General features: G+C 67.3%; 14 protein-coding genes. 5 read left to right on the top strand and 9 right to left on the bottom strand.

Going from position 1 to position 15,313, the window contains the following annotated elements:
* Window positions 1-68: 68 nt before the first annotated feature.
* The gene (locus BKY59_RS10110) at window positions 69-3,158 is read right to left on the bottom strand and encodes a TonB-dependent receptor plug domain-containing protein (protein WP_076071159.1); all 3,090 of its coding nucleotides are present in this window, start codon (window positions 3,156-3,158) and stop codon (window positions 69-71) included.
* A gap of 250 nt (window positions 3,159-3,408) precedes the next feature.
* Here BKY59_RS10110 and BKY59_RS10105 point away from each other — a divergent pair, with 250 nt between their 5' ends.
* Entirely contained in the window at window positions 3,409-3,942 is a 534-nt protein-coding gene (locus tag BKY59_RS10105) for a hypothetical protein (protein ID WP_076071158.1), read from the top strand.
* A gap of 37 nt (window positions 3,943-3,979) precedes the next feature.
* Here the strand turns inward: BKY59_RS10105 and BKY59_RS10100 are convergent, their stop codons facing one another.
* Window positions 3,980-5,152: an acetyl-CoA C-acetyltransferase gene (locus tag BKY59_RS10100; RefSeq protein WP_076071156.1), complete on the bottom strand. Its 1,173-nt coding sequence runs from the start codon at window positions 5,150-5,152 to the stop codon at window positions 3,980-3,982.
* 36 nt (window positions 5,153-5,188) lie between these two features.
* Complete coding sequence (locus BKY59_RS10095) at window positions 5,189-6,319, bottom strand: alpha/beta hydrolase (protein WP_083672040.1); 1,131 nt, start codon at window positions 6,317-6,319, stop codon at window positions 5,189-5,191.
* Here BKY59_RS10095 and phaR point away from each other — a divergent pair.
* The 4 genes from phaR (at window position 6,318) to BKY59_RS10075 (ending at window position 9,521) form a co-directional block, all read left to right on the top strand.
* On the top strand, window positions 6,318-6,893 hold the full coding sequence (phaR, locus tag BKY59_RS10090; protein WP_076071152.1) for a polyhydroxyalkanoate synthesis repressor PhaR: 576 nt from the start codon (window positions 6,318-6,320) through the stop codon (window positions 6,891-6,893). The two genes, BKY59_RS10095 and phaR, sit on opposite strands and share 2 nt — an antisense overlap.
* A 111-nt stretch (window positions 6,894-7,004) precedes the next feature.
* Complete coding sequence (locus BKY59_RS10085) at window positions 7,005-7,649, top strand: Tim44/TimA family putative adaptor protein (RefSeq protein WP_076071150.1); 645 nt, start codon at window positions 7,005-7,007, stop codon at window positions 7,647-7,649.
* 38 nt (window positions 7,650-7,687) lie between these two features.
* On the top strand, window positions 7,688-8,974 hold the full coding sequence (mltA, locus tag BKY59_RS10080) for a murein transglycosylase A (protein WP_076071287.1): 1,287 nt from the start codon (window positions 7,688-7,690) through the stop codon (window positions 8,972-8,974).
* Window positions 8,940-9,521, top strand: a complete 582-nt coding sequence (locus BKY59_RS10075; protein ID WP_240500058.1) for a Smr/MutS family protein — start codon at window positions 8,940-8,942, stop codon at window positions 9,519-9,521. Before mltA ends, BKY59_RS10075 begins: the two co-directional genes overlap by 35 nt.
* Window positions 9,522-9,699: 178 nt before the next feature.
* Here the strand turns inward: BKY59_RS10075 and BKY59_RS10070 are convergent, their stop codons facing one another.
* The 6 genes from BKY59_RS10070 to yidC all read right to left on the bottom strand — a co-directional run bounded on the left by BKY59_RS10070 (window position 9,700) and on the right by yidC (window position 15,294).
* The gene (locus BKY59_RS10070) at window positions 9,700-10,224 is read right to left on the bottom strand and encodes a hypothetical protein (protein WP_076071147.1); all 525 of its coding nucleotides are present in this window, start codon (window positions 10,222-10,224) and stop codon (window positions 9,700-9,702) included.
* Window positions 10,221-10,739, bottom strand: a complete 519-nt coding sequence (locus BKY59_RS10065) for a T6SS effector amidase Tae4 family protein (protein ID WP_076071146.1) — start codon at window positions 10,737-10,739, stop codon at window positions 10,221-10,223. Before BKY59_RS10065 ends, BKY59_RS10070 begins: the two co-directional genes overlap by 4 nt.
* Before the next feature lie 123 nt (window positions 10,740-10,862).
* Window positions 10,863-11,966: a succinyl-diaminopimelate desuccinylase gene (gene dapE / locus BKY59_RS10060; RefSeq protein WP_076071144.1), complete on the bottom strand. Its 1,104-nt coding sequence runs from the start codon at window positions 11,964-11,966 to the stop codon at window positions 10,863-10,865.
* A 73-nt stretch (window positions 11,967-12,039) separates the two neighbouring features.
* Window positions 12,040-12,693 carry a glutathione S-transferase gene (locus tag BKY59_RS10055; RefSeq protein WP_076071143.1) on the bottom strand — a complete coding sequence of 218 codons (654 nt, stop codon included), beginning with the start codon at window positions 12,691-12,693 and terminating at the stop codon, window positions 12,040-12,042.
* 85 nt (window positions 12,694-12,778) lie between these two features.
* Entirely contained in the window at window positions 12,779-13,429 is a 651-nt protein-coding gene (gene yihA, locus BKY59_RS10050) for a ribosome biogenesis GTP-binding protein YihA/YsxC (protein WP_076071141.1), read from the bottom strand.
* Window positions 13,430-13,539: 110 nt separating this feature from the next.
* Window positions 13,540-15,294, bottom strand: coding sequence for a membrane protein insertase YidC (gene yidC / locus BKY59_RS10045; protein ID WP_076071139.1), 1,755 nt, complete (start codon window positions 15,292-15,294; stop codon window positions 13,540-13,542).
* Window positions 15,295-15,313 lie beyond the last annotated feature (19 nt).

Below are 15,313 nucleotides of genomic sequence, written 5' to 3'. Positions count from 1 at the left end.
CAAGTACAGCATAAAAAAGGGCGGCGGACATGATGTCCGCCGCCCTAGTCGTGTCAGCGTGCTGCGCCCTAGAAGCGCAGGCGCGCGCCGGCATAGAAACGGCGACCGAAGACGTCGTAGACGCCAGCTGCGGTGTCCGTACCGGTGTTGTTGAACGAGGTGCCGGTCAACAGGTTGGGCGCGTTGTTGTCGAGCATGTTGTCGACACCGACATACAGTTCATAGTGATCCGACGCCTTGAACCGCGCCTGCGCGTCGAGATAGAACTCGGGAGCAACGCTGATGTCCTTGGGGCCGAGGTCATAGGCGGCAAGCAACTGATCGTCTTCGTACGAGCGGCCATAATAGGTGCCGGTGAAGTTCACGTCGACCTTGTTGCTGCTGTAGCCGAGACTGGTGGTGAACCGGTCGCGCGCCGCACCGACTTCGTTCTTGAAGTTGTCACGCGTCGGGTCGCCGGGGACCGGCACCGTGTAGGCCTTCAGAAGGCGGGTGTACGTACCGCGGAAGTTGACCGCCCCCGGGAGACCGATCGTCTCGGCGAGCGGCAGCGAGTAGTTCACCGTGAAGTCGATACCCTCCGACGCCAACGCGCCACCGTTGACGGCCGCCTGATCGATGAACTCCAGCGAGCCGGCACTGTTCAGCGCAGTCGCCTGAGCCCGCCGACGAATGAACTGGCAGAAGGACTGATCACCTTCCTGATAGCATTTGTTCAGGATGAACTGGCGCGGGACCCCGACGATCGCATCGTTGATCTTGATGTTGTAGTAATCGACACGCAGCGTAAGATTGCGCAGCGCTTCAATCGACCGAGGGTTGAGGATTGCGCCGATCGTGTAGCTGTCCGACTTTTCCTCGGCCAGGTTGGGGTTGCCGCGGTTGAAGCCGCTGATCCCCTGACGATCGGACTGTGTCGCCGCAAAAGCGCCGTTCGCGCCGATGTTGGCATTCACGCCGCCCGCAGCACGGCAGATCTCGCCAAGCGTGCCGGCGCTGGTGGCCGTGACACCGATGCAGGGATCGACCAGGCCGGTCGGGAACGTCTGCGCCGGACCCTGGAACAGTTCACCGACGTTCGGTGCGCGGACGGCCCGTGCGTACGTACCGGTCAGGCGGAGGTCGTCGACGATCGTCCATTCGGCACCGGCCGAGTAGCTGTAGACCGTACCGACCGTAGAATAGTCGGAAATACGACCGGCACCGCGCAGGTTGAACTGCTTAATGAACGGGGTGTCATGGATTAGCGGAATGTTGATTTCGCCATACACTTCCTTGACGTTGAACGACCCGGCCGTGTCGGGCAGTGCGTTGCCGCCGTTCAGCCCCTGGTTGGTCAGCGAGTCGTTGTTGTCCGCGCTCTTTTCCTTGCGATACTCCGCGCCGATCGCGACGCCGAGCGGGCCTGCCGGCAGATCGAACAGCGAGCCGGAAACGTTCGCCTGGACGACCTGCTGCTGGATGCGCGTCCGCAGCGTCTGGCCGGCCTGGATGAAGTTTACGGCAGCCGGGTCGATCGTGCCGTTGCCGAACACGTTGACGGGGACGCAGCCATTCGCCCGGGCGTTCGCATCGGCGCACTGCGGACCGATCGTTCCGGCAATGGTTCCGGCCGGCACGACCGCGAGGGCATTGCGGAAGTTCAGGATGTTGACCTGACCGCTGCTTTCCTGCGCTTCGCTGGTACGACCATAGTTGTACGACATGTCCCAGTGGAACTTGTCATCGAGGAAATCGCCTTCGAGGCCGGCCACGATACGGAAGGTATCGCGATCGGTCGAACCACTGCGCGGACCAAATTCGGTAAGGCGGCGGCTGAAGGCAATGTCGCGAAGACCGTCATTGTCGCCATCCACCGAGGCGTTGAAAATCCCGGCCGGGACGAAGGGGTTGTTGACAATCGTGGTGGTGCCGTCCGCGTTGCGGACGCGCGTCTGGATCGGCATCAGGCCGCCGGCGGGGTAGATGCCCGTCGTGCCCGAGGTCGAGATACCGAATGGTTCGATCTGGCGCGCCGAGCTGGTGCGGCTGTAGGTACCCTCCGCAAAGAACTTCACGTCGTCGGTGATGTCGTACTTGGCGCGGGTGGCCAGCAGGTAGCGCCGGACCGGAACGGCGATGGTCCGGAATGCCTGGCGGTTGAAGCCGCGCGCCGGCAGCGCCGTACCGGCGGGAACGCCGCATGCATTTGCCGAAGCCGCCGAGATGTTGCCGCCGTTGGCACTGAAGCCGCGTTCGAGCAGGTTCGTCGGGCTGAACGTGAACGCGCAGCCGCCCGAGGTGAAGACGCCCTGCGGTGGCAGGCCGGAAAGCGTACCTTCGTTGGGAATGCCGAAGTCGGCAGGATCGCCGGTCAGCGAGAAACGATCGGTGTCGTCCAGGCGCGTGTTGCTGCGCTGGCTGGAGAGCAGCTGCCCTTCGCGGGTGTAGCCGAAGTGGACCATGATGTTGCCACGGTCTTCGGCAAAGTTGCCGCCGGCAGTGATGTTGGCCTGGTAACCCGGCGTGTCGCCGCGCTGGGTAATGTTGTACTGCGCGTTGGCGTCGAGCCCTTCGAAATTATCCTTGTAGATCATGTTCACGACGCCGGCGACCGCGTCCGACCCATAGAGCGACGAAGCGCCGCCGGTCAGGATATCGACACGCTGCAGGAACTGCGCGGGGATCATGTTGAGATCGACGGTTGCCGAACCGGGCAGACCCGCGACGACGCGACGGCCGTTGATGAGGACGAGCGTACGATCCGTCCCGAGGTTGCGCAGGTCGACGGTGGCGGCACCCGTGCCCGACGTCAGGAACGCTGTGTTGGTACGCGCCAGCGTCGGGGAACCGAAGGCAGGATTTTCGAGCAGGATTTCCTGGACGTTTGTGACGCCTGCCTGCTGGATCGCCTGTGCGCCGATCACCTGGACCGGCGATACGGAGGTGGCGAGCGGCGACTGGATGCGCGACCCGGTGACGATGATCGAGTCATCGCCGGCAGTGACCTGACCGGCGGGGGCGCAGTTGGCGCCCGTGCTCGGGTCGCAGTCGCCGCCCGGCGTCGTGGCGGTTGAGCGACCGGCAGCGGCCTGCACGTCGGGCGGGGTCGCCTGACTGTAGGCGGCCGAGGACATCATGGCGAATGCCAGCGCGATCGTGGCGGTGCCGCTGCGCACGGCAAGATTTCGAGAGTTAGAAGTCACTGCGAAAACACCCCTTTTGAACAGGAGTCGGATACGGGGCAGCCCTTTTTTCCAGGTGCCTGCCGATCTTTCCCATATCCGAGAATGGGCAAGCAATTCAGCTTCTGTAAAGGGTAGTGCCCCGCTGTAAGATTTTTGACGTTATCCTGTGTTGCTTTCGCAACACTACCGCCCCGGCCGGTCTTCGTTCAGTGTGGCCGCAGCCGGAAGAGGGGGATTGCGAATGAGACGCTTGCAGATCGTGGGGATTGCCGTGGCGTTCGGGGTGGCCGGCGGTCCGGTAAATGCGGCGGATCCGGTCGCGACCGCGCCCGCAATCCGGGAGATGGAGAAATGCCGGGCGGTCCCGGACGTCGCGACTCGCGCGACCTGTTACGACAAGGCGTTCGATGGGTTGCAGGCGTCGCTCGGACGCCGGGAGGTCGTGCTGATGAACCGGGGCGACGTGGTGAAGGCGCGGCGTTCGCTGTTCGGGCTGACCCTGCCGAAACTGGACATCTTCTCACGAGGCGCCAGCGCGGCCGAAGAGGCGGAGTTCCAGACGCTGGAAACGCGGATCGTCCAGGCGTCGCAGACCGCGAACGGCCGGTGGTCCTTCCTGCTCGAGGATCAGGCCCGCTGGGTACAGAACGACGACGAGCCGCTCGCCGTTCCGCCCAGGCCCAACGACACCATCCGCATTCGCAAGGGGCTGGTGGGCAGTTTCCTGGCCAATGTCGGCGGGCAACGTGCCATCCGCGTCCGACGGATCAACTGACGCGCAGCGGGGTCGCCGCTGCGCGTCAGTAGCGGCGTCAGCGTTCCACGCACACCGCGATGCCCATGCCGCCGCCGATGCAGAGCGTGGCAAGGCCCTTCCGGGCGTCGCGGCGGCCCATTTCATGGAGGAGGGTGGTGAGGACGCGGGCGCCGGAAGCGCCGATCGGGTGGCCGAGCGCGATCGCGCCGCCGTTGACGTTGACGCGTTCCGGATCCCAACCGAGTTCGCGGCCGACCGCCAGCGCCTGTGCCGCGAACGCCTCGTTGGCTTCGATCAGGTCGAGGTCGCCAACCTGCCAGCCCGCCTTTTCCAGCGCGCGGCGCGTGGCCGGGACGGGGCCGATACCCATGATCGACGGATCGACCCCGGCCGATGCCCAGCTGGCGACGCGCGCGAGGATCGGCGCGCCGCGCCGTTCGGCTTCCTCGCGCGACATCAGGACGAGGGCGGCGGCACCGTCGTTCAGGCCGGAGGCGTTGGCGGCGGTGACGGTACCGTCCTTGCGGAAGGCGGGGCGCAGGCCGGCAATGCCCTCGATCGTGGCACCGGCGCGGATATATTCGTCCTGGTCGACGACGGTATCGCCCTTGCGGCCCTTGATCGTGACGGGCGCGATCTCGTCTGCGAAACGGCCGGCACTGCGGGCGGCTTCGGCCAGGTTCTGCGAGCGGACGGCGAACCGGTCCTGCTCCTCGCGGCCCAACTGATACTGCTCGGCCAGATTCTCCGCGGTGATGCCCATGTGATAGTGGTTGAACGCGTCGGTCAGACCGTCCTTTATCATGGTGTCGACCAGTTCGACCGCGCCCATCTTGGTGCCGGCACGCAGCGCCTGCGCGTGGTTGGCGAGCGACATGCTTTCCTGGCCGCCCGCGACGACGATGCGGCTGTCACCGCAGGCGATTGCCTGCGCCGCGAGCGCCACCGCGCGCAGGCCCGAGCCGCAGACCTGGTTGACGCCCCAGGCGGGCACTTCCTTCGGACAGCCCGCGGCCATCGATGCCTGGCGGGCAGGGTTCTGGCCCTGCGCGGCGGTGAGGACTTGGCCGAGGATCACCTCCGACACCTCGTCCGGCGCGACGCCGGCGGAGGCGAGCGCCGCCTGGATCGCGGTGCGGCCGAGTTCGTGCGCGGGGACCGTGGCGAACGCGCCAAGGAAACTGCCGACGGCAGTGCGGCGGGCAGCGGTGATCACGATATCGGGCATGGCTCTCTCCATTCGGATTCTTGGGTCCACCGTCTATCAGCCGGCGGCGGTGTGTAAAAGCCAGTCGCGCAACGGCCGCCAGAGCCGGTCCGGACCGTGCCGGCCGACGACCATGCCGACATGGCCGAGATCGAGCGACAGCCGCGTCGCATGATGCAGCGTGCCGGGCCGATTCAGCGTGCCGGAAAGCGCGGAGGCGGCCGGGACGATCCGATCGGTGGTCGAGAGGATGTCGAGGACGGGACAGGCGAGGCGGGTCGCATCGATCGATCGGCCCGCGACGGTCCATGCGCCGCGACCGGGACGATCGGCGGCGAAGAACTCCTCGAACAGCTCCCGCCCGGCGGCGAGCGCGATCGGGGGGCCGTCATTGGCCCAATCCTCCAGCCCGACATGCGCCGCGATATCGGCGCGGGTCGCGAAATCTTCGAATCGGGCGACCGTGCGGACCGGATCGAGCGACCAGAAGGCGGCTTGCAGCACCTCCATCGGCAACAGGCCGAGCCGGGCGGCGGCGGGGGCGGCATCCGCCCATAGCCCGGCGATGTCGGCGCGTGCGGAGTCCGGGAAACCGGCGAAGGACCAGGGAGCGGCGATCAGCGCGAGCGCCGCCACCGGGCGCACCGCGGCGGCGGCGATCGCCATCGTGCCGCCCAGGCAGTAGCCGACCAGCGCGGGCGGGCGACCCAGACCGTCCAGACCGTCGAGCAGCGGCAGCAGCATCTGTTCGACATGCGCGGCGACATCCTGTCCAGCGTCGGCGGGGGTCGGCGTGCCCCAATCGACGATCAGGGGGCGGAGGCCCTGCGTCGCCAGCCAGCGGAGCAGCGAGCGATCCGGCGCAAGGTCCAGCACCGACGGGGGGTTGATGAGCGAGGGCACGAACAGCACGGCCGGTGCGGCGGCCGATGCGGCAGTCGGCACGCCGAAATCGCGCAGGACGGCGCGGCCGGCACGCGCCACCACGGGCGCGGGCGGCGGCGGAACGAGGCGTGGCGCCTGCTGGTAGCGCCGCAGTCCGGCCAGCGCGGCGGCGAGCCGATCGGGTGCGCCGGCCGTTTCGCGACGCACCATTTCGAGGAACAGCGGCAGGGGGCGGGGCCTGTGTTGCGACGCCGCATCCATCGGTGCTACCGATGGGTTTTCGGGGGCGAAGGGAACGGGCATGGGCAAGTCGTCGGGTGGTTCGGGCGTCGTCATCATCAAGAAATACGCCAATCGGCGACTCTATGACACCGACTCCTCCAGCTATATCACGCTGGAACATCTGGCGGTGATGACCCGCGCCGGACGCGAGTTCAAGGTGATAGACGCCAAGTCCGAAGAGGATATCACGCACAACGTGCTGACCCAGATCATCATGGAGGAGGAGACCCGCGGCCAGACGATGCTGCCGGTCGGTTTCCTGCGCCAGCTGATCGGGTTGTACGGCGACAACATGCAATCGATGGTGCCGCAATATCTGGAAGCGTCGATGGATGCTTTCAAGCGCAACCAGTTGCAGTTCCGGTCCGCGATGGAGGGCGCGTTTTCGGGTGGCCCGTTCGCGGAGATCGCCAAGCGCAACCTGGAGATGTTCGAAGTGGCGGCCAGCGCCTTCAAGCCGCCGCTGACGCCGGGAGGCGTGGGCGCACCGGGCGATCCGGTGCCGGCCGGCACGGCGGCGGTCGACGAGGAGATATCGGCGCTGAAGGAGCAGGTGGCGGCGTTGCAGGCCCGGATCGACACCCACAAGGGCTGACCTGTCCGAACGCCCCGCCAAAACCGCCCGCGGATTTGGAAGATCGGCGTTGTGCGCCTATATCTTGCCCAGGACGCGAAATGCGTGTCCGGCAGGGCGTTCGGAGGCTCGGTGGAAACGATCATCATTCTGGCATTGGTCTTCTTCTTCGTCGGGTTGCGGCTGTACAGCGTGCTGGGCAAACGGACCGGGCACGAGCAGCCGATCGTGAAGGCGGTCGAGACCAAGCCGGCTGCCGCCGCGTTGCCGCGGACGACGGGGGATGCCAAACCGGAAGCCGGCACTGAACCGGTGATCGAACCACATGCGCGCGACGGCCTGCGGACGCTGGTGGCGGCGGATCCGCAGTTCGATGCCGGGCGGTTCCTGGAAGGTGCGCAGTCCGCCTATCGCATGATCCTGGAAGCCTATTGGGCCGGGGACGAGGACGCGCTGGCGCGGCTGGTCGACGAGGATGTGCGGGCGGCCTTCGTCGAGGCGATCGCGGATCGCCGCGCGGCGGGGCATGTGCTGGACAACCGGCTGGTCTCGATCGAGCGCGCGATGATCGACGCGGTGCGGATGGACGGCCAGACCGCAACGATCGTGGTGCGGTTCGACGCGGATATCGCCGCGGTAACGCGCGATGCCGATGGCGTTGTCATCGCCGGGTCGGTCAGCGATGCGGTCGCCACGCACGATGTCTGGACGTTTGCACGCAACGTGCGTGCCAACGACCCGAACTGGATTCTGATCGAAACAGACGAAGCGGCGTGATCCGCCGGTCTATCGCGGTTGCCGGCGTCGCGCTGGCGATGGCGGGGTGCGCCGGACCGCAGGCGGGAAGCGTGGAAAGCGCTCCCGCTCCGTCCAAGGTTGCACCAAGTGTCGAATCGGAGCGGCTGCCCGCGCCTACCAGTTTGACGCCGGGACCCAGACGGGTGATCCCACGTGCCGTCACGCCGCCGGTGACGCCGCCCTATCTGGCACCGGACGCGGTGAATGCCGCCGGGGCCGGGGTGCGCGCCGGGCCGGCCTTTGCCGCGCTGGGCGCGACGGAGGCGGAGGCGCAGGCGGCGCTGGCGGCGTTTCGGATCAGTTGCCCGTCGCTGGTGCGGCGGACCGATCGCAGCGGGCTGACCCGCCCGGCGGACTGGACGCCGGCCTGTACGGCGGCGGCCGGCTGGGGACGATCGGATGCGCTGGGGTTCTTCGCGCGTTATCTGGAGCCGGTCACGATCGGCAGTGGCCAGGCGTTCGCGACGGGATATTATGAGCCGGAGATTGCCGGGTCCCGGACCCGCCAGCCGGGTTATGCCGTGCCGATCTATGGCCGGCCCGCCGATCTGGTTGATGTGGACCTGGGGCAGTTTGCGGCGGACTTGAAAGGCCGCAAGATCCGTGGACAGGTCAAGGACGGCACGCTGGGGCTGTACCCGGATCGGGCCGCGATCGTCGCCGGGGGGCTGGGCGACCGCGCGCCGGTGGTCGCGTGGGCGAAGGACCCGATCGAGATGTTCTTCCTGCAGGTGCAAGGATCGGGCCTGCTGCGGTTGCCGGATGGGGGCATCATGCGGGTCGGCTACGCCACCCAGAACGGCCGCGACTATACCGGCATCGGCAAATATATGAAGGATCGCGGCCTGTTCGCGACCGGCCAGTCGACGTCGATGCAGGGAATTATCGCGCGGTTGCGACAGGAACCGGACGGCGGGACCGCGATCATGAATGCGAACAAGAGCTTCGTGTTCTTCCGCGAACTGGGCGGTGCGGGGCCGCTGGGTGCGATGGGATATCCAGTGATGGGCCGCACGACCGTGGCGGCCGACCCGGCGTTCACGCCGCTGGGTGCGCCGCTGTTCCTGGCCATGGACCATGGCGAGGCGAGCGGCCTGTGGGTGGCGCAGGACACCGGCGGCGCGATCAAGGGCGCAAACCGGTTCGACACATATTGGGGGTCCGGCGCAGAGGCGCGGACTGTGGCGGGCGGCATGTCGGCGCGGGGGCAGGCGTGGCTGCTGCTGCCGATCGGCACCGCGGCGCGCCTGAGCGGTGGGGCGGTGAACGGTGAGGCGGGCGGTGCGGCGGCGGCTCGGCCCTGACGAACAGGCGCTGTGGCGGCGGGTGACCGCCGATGTGCGCCCGCTGGTGCCGACCGCACCTGCAGCGGAACCGGTGATGATGGACGTTGCGCCATCCGCGCCGGTTTTTTCCAAGCCGGTCAAGCGCATGCCCGTCCGGATGGTGGCCGCTGTGCCGCCGCGCCCGCCCGCGCCGCGACCGCCAGCGGTGCCGGGCGAGACGCTGGACGGCGGGTGGGACCGGCGGCTGCGACGCGGGCTGGCGAGCCCGGACGTCACGATCGACCTGCACGGCTATACTCTGGTGCAGGCGCACGGCGTGCTGGAGACAGGGTTGCAGCGCGCGCTGGCGGACGGGGCGCGGCTGATGTTGCTGGTGACGGGCAAGCCGCCCAAGGTGCGCGGCAACGCGATGGACCGGCCGGGGCGCGGCGCGATCCGCGCGGTGATCGGCGACTGGCTGATGGGATCGTCCCACGCCGCACGGATCGCATCGGTCCGCAACGCCCATCCGCGGCACGGCGGGGCCGGCGCGCTGTATGTGATCCTGCGGCGGGTGCGGGAGTAGGGTCGGTCGACCGTCGGTTGGACCGAAGCGCTAGCCGGCAGCGATGAGCCTCCAGCCAGGACTGACCGGATCTCCCGGCAGTGCCTGGTTTGGCGGCAGGTGATTCTGTGAGGCCGTTTTCGGCAGCTATGGATTGCAGGGACGGGGCGACCGTTGCGTGAGGGGCGGTGAATAACGCCTATTGCAGTCCCAGCCAGATTTGCGCCTCGACCGGTGTTCTGGCGGGGCTCTTCGCGCAATCCTTCGCAGGCGCGTCGACCAGCAGAATCTTTTCCAGGCTTACGCCGCGGAGCGTGCGCCCCGCCTTGGCAAGCGCGGCGGACACGGACGGGGCCAATATATCGGCCCGTAGTGCGTCGCGTAGCGGCGCACCGGCAGTGTTGCTGTCGATCGATGCGGTCCAGCGCGGATCATCGGCAAGGCGGGCCATGACGGTACAGCGATCGAACACCCCGACCGGACCGAATGGCGTACGCCCGAGTGCGATCTCCCCGGCGGACCTGAGCGCATCCGCTCCGCGCGTGATCGCGGCCGCCACCGCCTTCGCATCGCGCGCGCAGTCACCCGCCAGCACCGCTGTGCCGTCCGGCGACGTGGCGGGATCAAGCGTGCAGCTGTTCGCGGTGGTCCTGGCCGTGCCGCTGTCGTCGCAGGACACCACCGCCAGACTGAACAGCGCAAGGGCAAGTCTGAGCGGTTTCATCGTGGCATTTCCCAGAACCAGACCGACGCCGCACGATCCATATAGCCGTGCGAGCCATAGCTATATTGGATCGAGCGCGACCAGACATAGCCAAACAGGCCATGTTCGCTGACGGTGCCGTCGATCAGGTCGATATGTCCCCCGTCGCGTCCGCCGACATTATAGCCGGAAATTCCGAAGAAACTGGCCACGCCGTCGCGGCCGTTGATCCGCTGTTCCGCCTCCCTGGCAGCCACCTTCAGCGGCGGCCCCCAATGCTGTTCGAGGTAGCGTGAAATGGTATCCTGGCGAACCTCGATCGGCAGACCTTTCAGGGGGCCGGAAAGCACCTTCATCCCCTGGCTGCTTCTTACCGGCTGGCCCGACGCGGCAAGGCAGATGCTCATGCGGATCGCGCAGGTATTTTCGTAGTTCGGATTGCCGATCAGATCATCCCAGCCAATGCCGCGGAGCACATTTTCGGGTGAGCCGCGCGGGTAGTTCGACCATAAACGGCGGAAGCTGGGTTTTGCCATGTCCTACTCCGAATGGGATACCATTCCGATCCGAGTGCCTGAGTTTCGACCGAAACGGGACGCCGGGCAAGGGCCGATATTCAGCCGGGCCGAGACGATGGTCTCCTGCCGCGTAACAGGGAGTTACGGCAAGACCGTACGCAGGATTTCGGCGTAGATTTCGGTCAAGGCCAGCAGATCGGGGATCGCGACGGCTTCGTCCTGCTTGTGCATGGTCGCGTTCACGAGGCCGAATTCAACCACCGGGCAAAGCCGGGAGAGGAACCGAGCGTCCGACGTGCCGCCGCCGGTGGACAGCACCGGATCGATGCCCGCGACGGTACGGATCGCCGCAGCGACAGTGTCGGACAGCGCACCGGGTTCGGTCAGGAACGCTTCGCCCGAGACCTTTGCCGTAAGCGTGCCGCCATGGGCGTGAACGATGTCCCGTACCCGGGCGACCAGTGCGTCGCCGCGGTGGAGGTCGTTGAAGCGGATGTTGAGCCGTGCGGTCGCCTGGGCCGGGATGACGTTGGCGGCGGGGTTGCCGACCGCGATGTCGGTGACCTCCAGATTGGATGGCTGGAACCAGTCGGTGCCCGCGTCGAGGACGAGGCCGTGGACGGCGGTCAGGATCGCGGTGAGACGCGGGATCGGATTGTCGGCGAAGTGGGGGTAGGCGACATGGCCCTGCGTGCCGGCGACGGTGATCCACATGTTCACGGAGCCGCGCCGGCCGATCTTGATCGTATCGCCCAGCCGCGCGTCCGACGTCGGTTCACCAACCAGGCAAAGGTCCGGGCGGATCCCGCGTGGCGCCATCCAGTCCATGAGGGCGACGGTGCCGTGGGTGGCGGGACCTTCCTCGTCCCCGGTGACGATCAGGCTGACGGTGCCGCGATGGTCGGGCACGCGCGACGCGGCGGCCACGAAGGCGGCGATCGCGCCCTTCATGTCCACCGCCCCGCGGCCGTGGAGCATATCCCCCCGCACGGTGGGGACGAACGCGTCCGGCCCGGCGGGTACGACGTCGGTATGGCCGGCAAAGGCGAAATGCGGCCTGCCGGTGCCGCGCGTGGCGAACAGGTTGCGGACCGGGCCATCGGGCGCGTCGCCGGACCAGAAGGTTTCGACCGTGAAGCCGATCGATTCGAGCGCGGCGGTGAGGATGTCGAGCGCACCGGCATCGCGCGGCGTGACGCTGGGGCAGGCGATCAGGTCTGCGGTGAGGGGGACGGGGTCGAGCATTTCGGGTTCCTGGTGGCGCACGCCGGTGGAGCGGTTGCGGCTAGGCCCCGGCCTTCGCCGGGGCACTTGGGCATCAGCGTTCGTAGCGGTCGAGGACCCAGGGTTCGGCGTGGGCCGCGGCGATCCATTCGGCGACGTGGGGGTGGGCGAGCAGCGCGTCGACATAGCGGTCGGCGATGGCGGGCAGCGGGACCGCGTAGGTCCGGAAACGGGTGGCGACGGGCGCGAACATCAGGTCGGCCGCGCCATAATCGCCGAACAGATAGTCGCCGCCGGTCCCGAAACGGGTCCGGGCTTCGGTCCAGAGCGCGACGACGCGGTCAACGTCCCCCTGTGTGGCGGGGGCGAGCGGGGAGGGGGCGTAGCGGCGGCGGACGTTCATGCCGCAATCACGGCGCAGGTCGGGATAGCCGCTGTGCATTTCGGCGGCGATCGAGCGCGCGCGCGCGCGGGCGGCGGGATCGGCCGGCCAGAACCGGTCACGGCCGGTGTGTTCGGCAAGATGCTCGACGATCGCCAGGCTGTCCCAGAGCGTCACGTCGCCGTCGATCAGCGTCGGAACCTTGCCCGACAATGCCAGCGGGCCGGTGGCGCGCGCCGCGTCCCATTCGGGCGACCACATCGGCAGGAGCGTTTCGGTGAACGGCAGGCCGGACAGCCGGACCGCGAGCCAGCCGCGCATCGACCAGCTGCTGTAGGCGCGGTTGCCGATGACGATGTTCAGCATGTGGCGGGTCCCTCTGTTCCGTGGCGGCTTCTGCCGTGCCGCCGGGTTCGGGGCAAGACCTTGCCCCCGTCGTCATGGCGCGGGTTCAGCCGATCGCTTCGAGTACGGCGGCGCGCAGTTCGGGAATGCCGAGACCGGTCTCGCTGGACGTGACCAGGATTTCGGGGTGGGCGGCAACATGCTTGCGCGCTTCCGCAATCGTGGCGGTGGTGACGGCGGCGAGGTCGCTCGCCTTGATCTTGTCGGCCTTGGTCAGGACCAGGCGGTAGGAGACCGCCGCCTTGTCGAGCATCGTCATGATCTCGCGATCGACGTCCTTTGCGCCGTGGCGACTGTCGATCAGGACGAGCGCGCGTTTCAGGACGACGCGACCGCGCAGATAGTCGTTCACCAGGAAGCGCCATTTGCGGACCATGTCCTTGGGCGCCTTGGCAAAGCCGTAGCCGGGCATGTCGACGAGCCGGAAGACGAGCGGATCGCCCACGTCGAAGAAATTGAGTTCCTGCGTCCGGCCCGGCGTGTTCGACGTGCGGGCGAGCGCGTTGCGGCCGGCCAGCGCGTTCAGGAGCGACGACTTGCCGACGTTGGAACGGCCGGCAAAGGTCACCTCCGGCACGTCGGGACTGGGCAGATGTTCGAGCCCGGGCGCGGATTTGAGGAAGCCGATCGGCCCGGCGAACAATTTACGCGCGGGTTCGATCAGATGTTCGGCGGGATTGAATTCTTCGTCGGTCATGGCGCGTCCTGGCAGGTCTGTGGCGGGTTCTCGACAAGCTCGAACCGGTCGGACGAGGGGGAACTGCCATGTCCGTCATCCCGGCATATCGCCGAAATGACGGGGTTGCGTTACTTCTTCGGTGTCCGGGCCTGCTTGATCGGGACGATCGGAGCGGGCGCGGGGGCCGCCATCGCGGCCTTCATGCCGGGATAGCGGCTGTAGAACCAGGTCTGCTGCGCGATCCCGATCAGGTTCTGCGTGATCCAGTAGAGCAGCAGGCCGACCGCATAGGGCGCCATGATGAACATGAACACCCAGGGCATGATCGCGAAGATCTGCGCCTGCGTCGGATCGGCGGGGGCGGGGTTCAGCTTGAACTGGAAATATTGCGTGATGCCGAGCAGGATCGGGATGATGCCGATAGCGATGAGGTGCGGCGGGGTGAAGTCGAGCAGCCCGAACAGGTTGACCGGGGTCAGCGGATCGGGCGCGGCGAGATCCTTGATCCAGAGCGTGAACGGCTGGTGCCGCATCTCGATCGTCAGCATCAGGACCTTGTACAACGCGTAGCCGATCGGGATCTGGATCAGGATCGGCAAGCAACCCGAAAGCGGGCTGACCTTTTCCGCCTTGTACAGTTCCAGCATTTCGGACTGGAGCTTTGCCTTGTCGTCCTTGTGGCGTTCCTGCAGCAGTTTGATCTTCGGCTGGAGGACGCGCATGCCGGCCATCGACTTGAACTGTTTCTGCGCGATCGGGAACATCAGCGTCTTGACCAGCACGGTCAGCAGGATGATCGCGACGCCGAAGTTGCCGACCGCCTCGAACAGCCAGTGCAGGACGTGGAATACGGGTTTCTCCAGGACTTCGAACCAGCCCCAATCAATCGCGCGACCGAAGTTGGGAAGGCCGAGCGAAGCCTGATACCCGTCGAGCGTCGCGACTTCCTTGGCACCCGCGAAGAAATGCTGGACGACGCTGGTCTGCATGGCCGGGGCCACGATACGCGAGCGGTTGGTGAGCTGCGCCTGGTAGCGGCCGGACGCCGCACGGAAGGCCGCGTCGATCGGCGCGGTCTGTTCCGGCGCGAGCGCGGTCAGCCAGTATTTATCGCCGAAGCCGAGCCAGCCGCCGGTCGACTGGTAGCTGAGGCCGGCGGCCCCCGCCTCGTCCAGTTCCTTGAAGTTCGGGCCGTAGTTGGTGGTGCCGTTGAGGGTCGAGATCGGGCCGGTGTGCATCGTCCAGCCGTCCGGGTCCTTCGACACGCCGGTGCGGCTGACGAGCGCGTAGGGCTGCACCGCGATCGGGCCCGTGCCGGCATTGCCGACGGTCTGCGTCACGGTGAACATATAGTTGGCATCGACCGCGAAGCGCAGCCGGTAAAGCTGGCCCTGGCCGTTCGCCCAGCGCAGCGTGACCGGCCGGCCGGGGGCGAGCAGCGCGCCGTCCGCGGTCCAGACCGTATCGGCCGTCGGGATGGCAGCCCCCTCGCCCGTCCACCCGAAGCCGGCGAAATAGGCGTCCGCCGTGCCGCCGGGCGACAGCAGCCGGACCGGGGGGGCGTTCTTCGCGATCGTTTCGCCGTAGGCGGTAAGCGTGAGGTCATCGATCCGCGCGCCGCGCAGGTTGATCGATCCGGCCAGCTTGGGCGTCGCGATGCGGATGCGCGGGCTTTCACCCAGCACCACGGCACGGTCGCGCAGCGCGGCGGGGCTGTCGATCGCGGCCTCGGGCTTGGGCAAGACGACCTGCTTGCCATCGACGATCTGGGTAGACGGCGGCGCGGCGGTGGGCAGGAAGCGGTTCGACACCGCGCTCCACCCGAACAGCACCAGTGCGGACAACACGATCGCCAGGATCAGGTTGCGATTATCGCTGTTCAACGGAAATCACCCCAAAATC

This window comes from Sphingomonas montana (genome assembly GCF_001956315.1).
GTDB lineage: Bacteria > Pseudomonadota > Alphaproteobacteria > Sphingomonadales > Sphingomonadaceae > Sphingomonas_R > Sphingomonas_R montana.
Note: the sequence above shows the minus strand (reverse complement) of the source record. Positions and strands in the feature narration are given on the sequence as shown.